Here is an 11,479-nt window from a genome sequence, read left to right as displayed (position 1 = left end):
TGGACAACCAGGTCAAGATCCGCGGCCACCGCATCGAACCCGGCGAGATCGAGACGATCCTCACCGCGCACCCCCTCGTCGAGCAGGCCGTCGTGGTCGCCAAGGAAGGCGAGGCCGATGACCGGCGTCTGGTCGCCTACGTGGTCCCCGCCGTCGCCGGCAGCGACGAGGGGGCCGCCGCCCAGGTCGAGGAGTGGCAGCACGTCTACGACCAGGCGTACGCGGACTCCGCCGCGGAGGAGTGGGCCGACGACTTCTCGGTCTGGACGTCCAGCTATACGGGCGAGCCGATCCCCGTCGAGGACATGCGGGAATGGCGGGACGCGGCCGTGGCGGGCGTCACGCGGTGGTCGCCGCGGCGGGTGCTGGAGATCGGCGCGGGCAACGGCCTGCTGCTGTCCAGGATCGCGCCGCACACGGAGGAGTACTGGGCGACGGACTTCTCCCCGTCGGTGATTGAGCGGCTGCGGCCCGAGGTGGGCCAGAACGTCCGGCTGCTGTGCCGGCTGGCCGACGACGTCGGCGGCCTGCCGGAAGGGCACTTCGACACCGTCGTGCTCAACTCCGTCGCCCAGTACTTCCCCGGCACGGGCTACCTGGACCGGGTGCTGCGCCTGGCCTGGCGGCTGCTGGCCCCCGGCGGCCGGATCGTGCTCGGCGACATCCGGCGGGCCGCGACCCTGCCGCTGCTCCAGGCGGCCGTGCAGCGGGGACGGCAGCCCGAGGCGCCGGCCCCCGCCGTGCGCGCCCTGGTGGAGCAGGCGCTGCTGGTCGAACGGGAGCTGGTGGTGGACCCTGAGTGGTTCGCCGCCTGGGCCGGGACGAACGCGGCCGGAGCGCTCGACGTGCGGCTCAAGCCGGGCGGCCGGCACAACGAGCTGACCAGGCACCGCTACGAGGTCGTGCTGCACAAGCAGCCCGTGCGGCCGACGCGGCTCGACGACCTGGAGACGGTCCCGTGGACCGCGCTGGACGACGTCCCGGAGGCCGGGCCGGTGCGCGTCACTGGCATCCCCAACGCCCGCCTCGCCGGGGAGGCCGCGACGGCCCGCGCGCTGTCCGTCCTCGCGGGCCCGCCGCCCGCCGGCCCCGCGCTGGACCCGCACGAGCTGGCCGCCTGGGCGCGCGAACGGGGCAAGACCGCCCTGGTCACCTGGTCGCCGGCGGGGCCCGAGTGCTTCGACGCGATCCTGCTGCCCGGCGACGTGCCCGAGGACCAGGTCTGCTCCGGCGCCTTCGTCCCGGTCGCCGGCGACGGCCGGGCGTGGACGAGCCAGCCCACCGCCGCCCGCGAGATCGGCACCCTCGGCGCGCTGCTCCGCGCGCACGCACGGGAGCGGCTGCCGGAGTACATGGTGCCCGCCACCGTGGTCGCGATCGGCCGGATGCCGCTGACCGCCAACGGCAAGATCGACCGCAGAGCGCTGCCCGCGCCCGGCCGGTCCGGCTCCGGCACCGGCCGCGCCCCGCGCACCCCGCGCGAGGAGAAGCTCTGCGGGCTGTTCGCCGAGGTGCTCGGCGTGGACCGGGTCGGCGCCGACGACGGCTTCTTCGACCTGGGCGGCCACTCCTTGCTGGCCACCCGCCTGGTGAGCCGGATCCGCACCGTCCTCGGCGCCGAGCTGCCGATCCGGGCCCTGTTCGAGACGCCCACGCCCGCCGGGCTGGCCGACCGACTCGGCGGGGGGCAGCGGGTGCGTCCCCGGCTCGCCCCGATGCCGCGGCCGGCCAGGTTGCCGCTGTCGTTCGCGCAGCGCCGGCTGTGGTTCATCCACCGCTTCGAGGGGCCGTCGCCGACGTACAACCTGCCCATCGTGCTGCGCCTGACCGGCGAGCTCGACGTGCCGGCGCTGCGCGCCGCGCTGCTGGACGTGGTGACCAGGCACGAGAGCCTGCGCACGATCTTCCCCGAGGACACCGAGGGCATGCCGTACCAGCATGTCGTCCCGCCCGGGGAGATCGCGCTCGACCTGCCCGTCACCACCCCCGACGAGCTGGAGCCGGCGGTCGCCCGCGCCGTGGAGCGCGAGTTCGACCTAGCGGAGGAGATCCCCGTCCGGGCGAGCGTCCTCCGGGTGTCGCCGCGCGAGCACGTGCTCGTCCTACTGGTCCACCACATCGCCGGGGACGGCGGCTCCTCCGCCCCGCTCGCCCGCGACCTGTCCGCCGCCTACGCCGCCCGGCGCGCGGGCGCGGCCCCGAGCTGGGCCGGGCTGCCCGTCCAGTACGCGGACTACACGCTGTGGCAGCGCGAGCTGCTGGGCGACGAGAACGACCCGGACAGCCTGGTCGCGGCGCAGACCCGCTACTGGCGCGGGGAGCTGGACGGTGTGCCGCAGCCCGTCCAGCTCCCCACCGACCGCCCCCGCCCGGCCGTGGCCGGCAACGGCGGCGACGCGGTCGGCGTCCGGCTGGATCCCGCCGTGCTGGCCCGGGTCGAGGAGCTGGCCAGGGAGCAGGGCGTGACCGTCCCGATGGTGCTGCAGTCCGCGCTCGCGGTGCTGCTGTGGCGGCTCGGCGCCGGCGACGACGTGACGATCGGCTCGCCGATCGCCGGCCGCACCGACGAGGCGCTGGCCGACCTGGTGGGCTTCTTCGTCAACACCTGGGTGCTGCGGGTGGACCTGTCCGGGCGGCCGTCGTTCCACGAGCTGCTCGGCCGCGTCAAGGGAAAGGCGCTGGCCGCCTACGACAACCAGGACGTGCCCTTCGAGGACCTGGTGGAGCTCCTGAACCCCGAGCGTTCCACCGCCTACCACCCGCTGTTCCAGGTCATGTTCGCCTGGCAGAACAACGCCCCGAGTGCGAGCGCGATGCCGGGCCTGCACGTCAGGCTGGAACCCGTGCCCACGCGCAGGGCCAAGTTCGACCTGTTCTTCAACCTCGCGCCCGACGGCGCGGGCACGCTGGAGTACGCGACGGACCTGTTCGACCGCGGCACCGCCGAGACCGTCGCCGCCCGCTTCGCCCGCCTCGTGAGCCACCTCGTCACCCACGCGGGCGACACCATCGGCGGCGGCGACTTGCTCCTGCCGGGCGAGCGCGAGGAGCTGCTGGAGCGGGCGGGCGCCGCACGGGACACCCTCCGGACCCTGCCCGAGCTGTTCGCCGCCCAGGTGCGCCGCACCCCGCACGCCACGGCCATGACCGGCGGCGGGGACGAGTGGACCTACGCCGAGCTCGACCGCTGGTCCGACCGCATCGCCCGGCACCTGATCGGCCGCGGCGCGCGCCCTGAGCGGCGGGTCGCCCTGCTGCTCGAACGCTCGCCGCTGCTGGTCGCGGCCATCCTGGGCGTGGTGAAGAGCGGGGCGGCGTACGTGCCGATCGACCCGGACTTCCCGCCGGAGCGCGTCGCCTACATGCTGCGCGACGCCGAGCCGGTGGCCGTACTGGACCAGGAGTGGGCCGCGAGCGACCAGGCCGGGCTGCCGGACGGGCCGCCGCCCGCGGCGCGGGTGCGCCCGGACAACGCCGCCTACGTCATGTACACCTCGGGCTCCACCGGGCGGCCCAAGGGCGTGGAGATCACCCACCGCAACGTCGCGGACCTCGCGCTCGACGACTGCTGGGGGCGGGCGCACCGGCGCGTGCTGGTGCACTCCCCGCACACCTTCGACGCCTCGACCTACGAGCTATGGACGCCGCTGACCTCCGGCGGCACGCTCGTGCTGGCCCCGCCGGGCAAGCTCTACCTGGCGGCCATGGCCGAGGCCGTCGAGCAGGGCGGGGTCACCGGCCTGTGGCTGACGGCCGGCCTGTTCGCCGTGATGGCGGAGGAGCACCCCGGCTGCTTCGCTGGCGTGGAGGAGGTGTGGGCCGGCGGCGAGGCGCTCTCGCCCGAGGCCGTGCGGCGCGTGCTGCGCCCCGGCCTTACCGTGGTGAACGGCTACGGCCCCACCGAGACCACCACCTTCGCCGCCCGCCACCGCGTCCGCGCCCTGCCGCACGGCGCGGAGAGCGTGCCCATCGGCGAGCCCATGCGGGGCATGCGGCTCTACGTCCTGGACGAGAGCCTGGAGCTGGCGCCGCCGGGCGTGGCGGGCGAGCTGTTCCTCGCGGGTGAGGGGCTCGGCCGCGGCTACGTCCGCCGCCCCGGGCTCGCCGCCGAACGGTTCGTCGCCTGCCGCCACGGCCGGCCCGGCGAGCGCATGTACCGCACAGGTGACCTGGTCCGGTGGAACGCGGACGGCCGGCTGGAGTACCTGGGCCGCGTGGACGACCAGCTCAAGGTCAGGGGGTTCCGCATCGAGCCCGCCGAGATCCAGGCGGTGCTGCTGGAGGACGCCGGGGTCGCCCAGGCCGCGGTCATCGCCCGCGAGGACCGCCCGGGTGACCGCAGGCTGGTCGCCTACGTGGTGCCCGGCGCCGCCCTCGCCTCCGGCGACGAGGCCGCCGAGCACGTCCGCGAGTGGCAGCAGGTCTACGACTCCATGTACGAGGGCGGCGAGGTGCGGCCAGGCCCGCTCGGCGCCGACTTCACCGGCTGGAACAGCTCCTACACCGGCCGCCCGATCCCCGAGGAGGAGATGTCGGCCTGGCGCGACGCCGCCGTGGCGCGCGTCCTCGCGCACCGGCCGCGCCGGGTTCTGGAGCTCGGCGTCGGCTCCGGCCTGCTGCTGGCCCCGCTGGCGCCGCACGTCGAGGAGTACTGGGGCACCGACTTCTCCGCCCCCGTCATCGACCGGCTGCGCGGCCAGGTGGCCGGGCAGCCGTGGGGCGAGCGCGTCACGCTGCGCTGCCAGCCCGCCGAGGAAGCCGCCGGCCTGCCCGTCGGCCACTTCGACACTGTCGTGCTCAACTCCGTCGTGCAGTACTTCCCCGACGCCGGCTACCTGGCCCAGGTGCTCGACCTCGCCATGGGTCTGCTGGCCTCGGGCGGCCGGGTGGTCGTGGGCGACGTGCGCAACCTGGCGACGCTGCGGGCCTTCCACATCGCCGTGCACCGGGCCCAGCATCCCGACGATCCCCCGGCCGTCGTGCGGGCCGCGGTCGAACGGGCCGTGCTCGCCGACAAGGAGCTCGTCCTCGACCCCGAGTACTTCACGACCTGGGCCGCGCGCAACACCGACGTCGGCGCCGTGGACGTCCAGCTCAAACGCGGCGGCCACCACAACGAGCTGACCAGGCACCGCTACGAGGTCGTGCTGCACAAACAGCCGGTACGGCCCCTGGACGCGGCCGGCGTCCCTTCGCTCACGTGGGGCGAGGACGTCATGGCGCTGGCCGACCTGCGTCCTGAGGGCCCGGTGCGGCTGACCCGGCTGCCGAACGCCCGCCTGCTCAGCGAGGCGGGGCCGGCGGGCGGCGTCGACCCCGAGGCGTTGTGCGCGTGGGGCGCGGCGCGCAGCCTCACCGTACACTGCACCTGGTCGGCGACGGACCCCGGCGGCTTCGAGGCGGTGCTCACCCCGTCGGCGCAGACCTGCGTGGACGGCGTCTTCCGGCCCAGCGGCCTGCGGGAGCGGCTGGTGAACACCCCAACCGTCGCCCGCGGCGTCGGGGCGCTGCTGGCCGCGCTGCGCGAGCGCGTGACCGCGCGGCTGCCCGAGTACATGATGCCGAGCGCGTTCGTGGTGCTCGACCGGCTGCCGCTGACCGGCAACGGCAAGCTCGACCGGGCCGCGCTGCCCCAGCCCGAGTTCGCGGGCGGCGTCTACCGGGCGCCGCGCGACCACCGGGAGGAGGCACTGGCCAGGCTCTTTGCCGAAGTGCTTGGCCTGGACCGGATCGGCGTCGACGACGACTTCTTCGCCATGGGCGGGCACTCGCTGCGGGTCATCCGCCTCACTTGGCGCATCCGCGCCGAGCTGGGTGTCGAGGTGCCGATCAGGACGGTCTTCCAGGCGCCCACCGTCGCCGAGCTGGCCGCGCACCTGGACGCGGCCCACCCGCCCGAGGGCCAGGACCCGTTCGCCGTGGTGCTGCCGATCAAGACCGGCGGGCGGCGGGCGCCGCTGTGGTGGTTCCACTCCGGCGGCGGGCTGTGCTGGCCGTACATGGGTTTCGCCGCGCACCTGCGCGAGGACCATCCCGTCTACGGCGTGCAAGCCCGCGGCTTCGACCGCTCGCACCCGCGGCCCGCCTCGATCGAGGAGATGGTCGAGGACTACCTCGTGCAGCTCCTCGCCATCCAGCCGGAGGGGCCGTTCCACCTGCTCGGCTGGTCGCTGGGCGGCACGGTCGCGCACGCCGCCGCCGCCGAGCTGCAACGTCGCGGCCACGAGGTCGCGCTGCTCGGCCTGCTGGACTGCGCGCCGGCGAGCTACTTCACCCGGCACGCGCCGGACGACCCCGACCCCGGCGAGGTCAGGGAGTTCTTCGAGAAGTACATGCGCCACCTCGACGACATGGACGAGTACGACCTCATCGTCGAGACGTCGGCCTCACTCATGGTCGAGCACACCGCGATGATGAAGAGGTTCCGCTCGCCCGTCTACCGCGGGACCACGCTGTTCTTCAACGCGCTGCTGAACCCCGAGGACTACGCCGCGCTGTGGCGGCCCCACGTCGAGGGGGAGCTCAGGCAGCACGACATCCGCTGCACCCACCAGGAGATGTACCGGCCGGAGCACGCGGCCGAGATCTGCAGGATCGTCAATCTCGCACTCGGGGAGGACTGACCGTGGCGTCCAGCTACGACACCTACGACGTGGTGGGCATCGGGTTCGGGCCGTCGAACCTCTCGCTGGCCATCGCGCTGGAGGAGGAGGCCGAGCGACTGTCCTCGGTCTTCTTCGAACGGCAGCCGTCGCTCGGCTGGCACCGCGGCATGCTGGTGCCCTCGGCGAAGATGCAGGTCTCGTTCCTGAAGGACCTCGCCACCTTCCGCAACCCGCGCTCGCGCTTCGGCTTCGTCTCCTACCTGCACGCGGCCGGGCGGCTGCCGCAGTTCGTCAACAACCAGGACTTCTTCCCGACGCGGGAGGAGTTCCACGCATACCTGGAGTGGGCGGAGTCGCAGCTCGTCCAGCGGCCCGTCTACAACGCCGAGGTGGTCGCCCTGCGCCGGCCGCCGCACCGGGCCGCCGGCTGCGTCGAGGTGGAGCTGCGCAGGCACGCCCACGCGGGCGGCGAGTGGCGCATCCTCGCCCGCAACGTCGTCATCTCCACCGGGCTGATGCCGAAGCTGCCGCCGGGCGTCGAGCGCGACCAGCGCGTCTGGCACAGCTCCGAGTTCCTGGACAACTTCCGCGCCTGGGACGGCGGCGAGATCAGGCGCGCGGCGGTGGTCGGCGCCGGGCAGAGCGCGGCGGAGATCGCCAGGTTCCTCTACGACGAGGTGCCGGGCGCGCACGTCCTCGCCGTCATGCCCTCCTACGGCTACTGCGTCGCCGACGACACCCCGTTCGCCAACCGGGTCTTCGACCCGGGCGCGGTGGACGTCTACTTCGACGGCTCCGAGCCGTCCAAGCGGGCCATCTGGCGCTACCACGGCAACACCAACTACTCCGTCGTGGACGACGAGGTCATCCAGGGCCTGCACCGCCGGGCCTACGACGAGGAGCTGCGCGGCACCAGGCGGCTGTCGTTCCTGCCGATGACCCGGGTACGCGGTGTCAAGCGCGTCGCCGACGACACCAGGATCTCGGTGCACTCGCTGCTCACCGACGACCACGACGACTTCGAGGTCGACCTGGTGGTCTTCGCCACCGGCTACGACCCGATGGACCCGGGCCGTGTCCTTGGAGAGCTCGACCGGCACTGCCTGCGCGACGAGGCCGGCCGCTACCGCGTCGAGCGCGACTACCGGATGGTGACGGGCCCCGAGCTGGACTGCGGCATCTACCTGCAGGGCGGCACCGAGCACAGCCATGGGCTGAGCTCGTCGCTGCTGTCGAACATCGCGGTCAGGAGCGGCGAGATCGTCGCCTCGATCCTGGAACACCGGAGAAAAGGAGTCCGATGATGAGCACGAACCCGTTCGACGACGCCGACGGCCGGTTCTACGTCCTGGTCAACGACGAGGAGCAGCACTCGCTGTGGCCATCCTTCGCCGAGGTGCCGGCCGGCTGGCGGGTGGTCTTCGGCGAGGACGCCCGGGGGTCCTGCCTGGAGTACGTCGAGCAGCACTGGACGGACATGCGCCCGCGCAGCCTGCGCGAGGCCATGGCGGCCGACCCGAACTGACCGAGCGCTTCCCGGGGGCCACCGCCCCCGGGAAGCCCAGCGATCCGGAGGCGGGTATGGCCGCACGCATCGAGGACTGCCCGCTGGCGCGGGCTGTGGACCGCATCGGTGACTGGCGGACGCTGGAGCTGCTGCACGAGACGCTCAACGGCGTCCACGACGTGCGGCGGATGCGGGAGAACCTCGGCGTCACCGCCGCGACGCTGCGCGAACGGCTGGACGCGGCCGTGGCGACGGGCCTCGTCGCCCCGCACGGCGACGGGTACCGGCCGACGGAGCTCGGCCGGTCGCTGCGCCCGCTCATCCTCGTCCTGGCCGCCTGGGGCAACCGGGAGCTGGAGCCAGGCCGGCGCGGACTCGTCCTGGTGGACGCCCGCACCGGGCAGGAGGTGGAGCCGGTCGTGGTGGACCGGCACACCGGCCGCCGGGTGGACACCGCCGACCACGTCTTCCGCGCCGGGCCCGCGGCCGGTCCCGAGCTGCGCTCGCGCTACGCCTGAGCGCGCGGCAGGAACCGGACCGGCAGGGTGCTGTGGCCGTACAGGAAGTTCGAGTAGATGCGGGCGGGCGTGCCGTCGAGCTCGATCTCGCCGACGCACGCCACCAGGGACTCCAGCAGGGCACGCAGCTCGGTCCGGCCGAGAAACGCGCCCACGCAGAAATGCGGCCCGTGGCCGAAGGTGAGGTGTTTGTTCGGCCGGCGTCCCAGGTCGAGGACGCGCGGGCCGGTGAAGACCGTCTCGTCGTTGTTCGCCGAGGTGTTCCACATGGTGACGATGTCGCCCGCGCGTACCCGCTGCCCGCCGAGCGTGAAGTCGGTGAGCGCCGTGCGGGCGAAGTGCATGCCCGGCGTGGCCCACCGCAGGATCTCCTCCACGGCGGTGTCCAGGCCGACCGAGCCCTCGCGCAGCCGCCGCCACTCGCCGGGGTCGCGGGCGAAGGCCAGCACCGCGGCGATGCCCGACATCCGTGAGGACTCGTCGCCGCCGAGCAGCAGGCTGTAGCAATTGAGCGCGATCTCCTCGGGCGTGAGCGGGCGGCCCTCCACCTCAGCGCCGGCGATCATGCTGATCACGTCGTCGCCGGGGTGGGCGCGGCGTTCGAAGGCGAGGTCCATCAGGTAGAGGACGATCTCGTTCCTGGCCTCCAGGGAGTCCAGCTCGGCGCTGTCGGGGCGCTCGGACGACAGCGCCGACTTGCTCCACTGCAGCAGTTCCTTGCGGTCCTGCTCCGGGATGGACAGCAGGTCGCAGATCGTGTTCATCGGGATGTGCTCGGCCACCTCGGCGGCAAAGTCGAAACGGCCCAGCTCGGCCACCGCCGCGACGTGGCGGGCGGTCCGCGCCTCCACCTTCGCGGCGACCTCGCCCAGCCTCCGTGGCGAGAACGCCTGGAGCATCAGGTTGCGCAGGTGCCGGTGGCGCGGGCGGTCGGTGACGGCGAGCATTTTGCCGCCCGCGGAGTCGCCGCCGCGCAGCAGCACGTCGAGGACCGTCCCGCGGGCCGAGCTCAGCCGCTTCCAGTCGTCGTAGCAGGCCAGCACGTCGGCGTGGCGGGACACCACCCAGAAGCCGGGCCGCCCGCCGGACGGCTCGTGCCAGTACACCGGACGCTCCCGGCGCACCTCGCGCCAGAACGCGTGGGGGTCGTGCCGGACGAAGGTGGCGGGGTCGGTCAGATCGAGTGACGGGCTCACGTGGGACGCTCCTTTCCCTGCCGTCGTCACCCCGCCATCGTCGCCGCGGCGACCGCGGGCGGCTCGATCTCTTGCCCACATCTTTCGCGAACGCTGGCTTCGTCCCCTCCGACGGCGACAGTGGTCAGAGGAGGGACGGCCGCGACGGAGGAGGAGGTCATGGTGCGAACGTGGGAACAGCGCTGGCTGCGGTCGCTGACCGCGGTGGAGCGTCCCGGGCTGAGCGTGGTGTGCTTCCCGCACTCAGGCGGCTCCGCGGGGTTCTTCGCGGAGTGGGCGCCCGCGCTGCCGCCCGCCGTGCGGCTGCTGGCCGTCCAGTACCCCGGCCGGGGGGACAGGTTCCGTGAGCCGCCCGTGGGCGACGTACGGACGATGGCCGCCGGCGCCGCCGCCGAGCTGCTGGAGACGGCGTGGGAGACGCCCTGCGTGCTGTTCGGCCACAGCCTGGGCGCGCTGGTCGCCTACGAGACTGCGCTGGCGCTGCGCGAGGCGGGGGTGGAGCCGCTGCGGCTGTGCGTCTCCAGCTCGCCGCCGCCCGAGCTGGCTGCGGGCGGGCGCACCCATCTGGGTGCGGACGAGGAGTTCTGGACGACGCTGTGCGAGCTCGGCGGCATCGACGCCGACATCGCGGGCAACACCGAGCTGCGCTCGGTCCTGCTGCCCATGCTGCGGTCCGACGTACGGGCGAGCGAGACCTACCGGCCGCGCCCGGGGACGGCGCCGCTGTCCTGCGCGGTCCGCTGCTACCACGGCGACGGTGACCCCCTCGTGGAGGAGGCGACGCAGCCCGAGTGGGCGCGGGTCACCACAGGGGACTTCGCCCTGCGGGTCCGGCCCGGCGGCCACTTCCACCTCAGGCAGGACCTCGCCGGACTGGTCGCCGACACGGTGCAGGTGACGCCGGTATGAGCCTCCAGGGCAGGTCGGTGGTGATCACCGGGGCGGGCACCGGCATCGGCCGGGCCATCGCGGAACGGGCGCTGAAGGAGGGCGCGCTCGTCACCGCCGTCGGGCGGCGGCGCGCGGCGCTGGAGGAACTCGCCACCGACGGGCCAGCGCAGGCCGTGCCGGAGGACGAGGCCGCGCCCGGCGCGGCCGACCGGATCGTGCGCGCGGCCGTGGAGCGCTTCGGCGCGCTGCACGGCGTGGTGAACAACGCCGGGCTGGCCCGCTTCGGCCGCCTGGAGGAGGCCGACCTGGAGGAGTTCGACCGGATGCTCGCCGTCAACGTGCGCGCCCCCGCCGAGCTGATCAGATGCGCGCTGCCGCACCTGCGGGCCGTGGGCGGCGCGGTGGTCAACGTCTCCTCCGTGGGCGGCGTGCTGTCCATGCCCGGCCGCTCCTGCTACGGGGCCAGTAAGGCCGCGCTCAACAGCCTGACCCGCTCGCTGGCCCGCGAGCTCGCCCCCGAGGTGCGCGTCAACGCCGTCCTGCCCGGCCCGGTGGACACCCCCATGTGGCAGGAGCTCGGGCTGACCCCGGAGGGGACGCGGGACCTGCGCGAGAACCTGCTGTCGGCCACCCCCATGGGCCGCTTCGGGACGGGCGAGGAGATCGCGAGGTGGGTCTGCCAGCTGCTCGACCCGGACCTCGCCGGATGGATCACCGGTGCGCTCGTCCCGGTGGACGGGGGCCGCACTACATGACTGCCCA

General features: G+C 73.9%; 7 protein-coding genes. 6 read left to right on the top strand and 1 reads right to left on the bottom strand.

Features of this window, described 5'->3' with window-relative positions:
- From ABFX50_RS48325 to ABFX50_RS48310, 4 genes are all read left to right on the top strand, one after another.
- Positions 1-6,623, top strand: a 6,623-nt coding sequence (locus ABFX50_RS48325) for an amino acid adenylation domain-containing protein (protein ID WP_346157507.1), incomplete at its 5' end; no start/stop codon positions are given.
- A gap of 2 nt (positions 6,624-6,625) precedes the next feature.
- Complete coding sequence (locus ABFX50_RS48320; protein ID WP_346157504.1) at positions 6,626-7,909, top strand: lysine N(6)-hydroxylase/L-ornithine N(5)-oxygenase family protein; 1,284 nt, start codon at positions 6,626-6,628, stop codon at positions 7,907-7,909.
- On the top strand, positions 7,909-8,130 hold the full coding sequence (locus ABFX50_RS48315) for an MbtH family protein (RefSeq protein WP_346157502.1): 222 nt from the start codon (positions 7,909-7,911) through the stop codon (positions 8,128-8,130). Before ABFX50_RS48320 ends, ABFX50_RS48315 begins: the two co-directional genes overlap by 1 nt.
- Before the next feature lie 56 nt (positions 8,131-8,186).
- On the top strand, positions 8,187-8,630 hold the full coding sequence (locus tag ABFX50_RS48310) for a winged helix-turn-helix transcriptional regulator (protein WP_346157499.1): 444 nt from the start codon (positions 8,187-8,189) through the stop codon (positions 8,628-8,630).
- Here the strand turns inward: ABFX50_RS48310 and ABFX50_RS48305 are convergent.
- On the bottom strand, positions 8,621-9,826 hold the full coding sequence (locus ABFX50_RS48305; protein WP_346157496.1) for a cytochrome P450: 1,206 nt from the start codon (positions 9,824-9,826) through the stop codon (positions 8,621-8,623). The two genes, ABFX50_RS48310 and ABFX50_RS48305, sit on opposite strands and share 10 nt — an antisense overlap.
- A gap of 159 nt (positions 9,827-9,985) precedes the next feature.
- Between ABFX50_RS48305 and ABFX50_RS48300 the strand changes: the two genes are divergently transcribed.
- The gene (locus ABFX50_RS48300; protein ID WP_346157494.1) at positions 9,986-10,735 is read left to right on the top strand and encodes a thioesterase II family protein; all 750 of its coding nucleotides are present in this window, start codon (positions 9,986-9,988) and stop codon (positions 10,733-10,735) included.
- Positions 10,732-11,472: an SDR family NAD(P)-dependent oxidoreductase gene (locus ABFX50_RS48295; protein WP_346157491.1), complete on the top strand. Its 741-nt coding sequence runs from the start codon at positions 10,732-10,734 to the stop codon at positions 11,470-11,472. Before ABFX50_RS48300 ends, ABFX50_RS48295 begins: the two co-directional genes overlap by 4 nt.
- Positions 11,473-11,479: the final 7 nt, after the last annotated feature.

It is taken from the genome of Nonomuraea recticatena (assembly GCF_039533245.1).
Taxonomy (GTDB): domain Bacteria; phylum Actinomycetota; class Actinomycetes; order Streptosporangiales; family Streptosporangiaceae; genus Nonomuraea; species Nonomuraea roseola.
The sequence above is the reverse complement of the archived record's forward strand: the minus strand, read 5'-3'. Positions and strand labels throughout refer to the sequence as shown.